1 protein-coding gene is annotated in these 549 nt (G+C 63.6%); it reads left to right on the top strand.

The features are described from left to right. Positions 1 to 549, top strand: a 549-nt coding sequence (locus AB1L30_RS00365; protein WP_367011372.1) for an oligosaccharide flippase family protein, incomplete at both ends; no start/stop codon positions are given.

The following is a 549-nucleotide window of genomic DNA, read 5'->3' as shown; positions in this document are numbered from 1 at the left end:
CGAATTTCGCAGCCAGGGACTGGTGAACCTGCTGTGCGCTTTCGTGGGTGCGGGCATCGCGCTCGGCCTCGCGCTCATGGGCTGGGGCGTGTGGGCGCTCGTCTATGCGCCCATCGGCATGGCAGTGGTCCGGGCCATGGGCCTGACCATCGCGGCCCGCCTGCTGGTCTGGCCGGTGTTCGATTTCCGGGGCGCGCGCGACATCGTCACCTTCGGCGGCGCGCTGACCATCTGCCAGCTGCTGTGGATCGTGCAGAGCCAGAGCGACATCTTCATAGCGGGTCGCACCTTCTCGACGCGTGCCGGCGATTGCCTCGGGACGGTATGCCGTGTTGAACGTGGGGGCCGGATGGTATTCCAAAACCTGGATTCCAGCCCTCCCTTTTCCCGCTTCTTACATAAGATTTACCCATTGTCGGGATCTGATCAGACGGCTTTCTCTGGCCCAACAATGGCCCCCCAATGGAACCAACTTGGCCGGCACCTCCCCCTACCTCCCATGCCGATATCCTCGCCTGCGCGTCACTACAAGCATTGGGGGTCCAGCGT

Origin of the sequence: Bremerella sp. JC817, from assembly GCF_040718835.1 — a bacterium.
GTDB lineage: Bacteria > Planctomycetota > Planctomycetia > Pirellulales > Pirellulaceae > Bremerella.
This window is presented reverse-complemented; position numbering and strand designations above follow the sequence as displayed.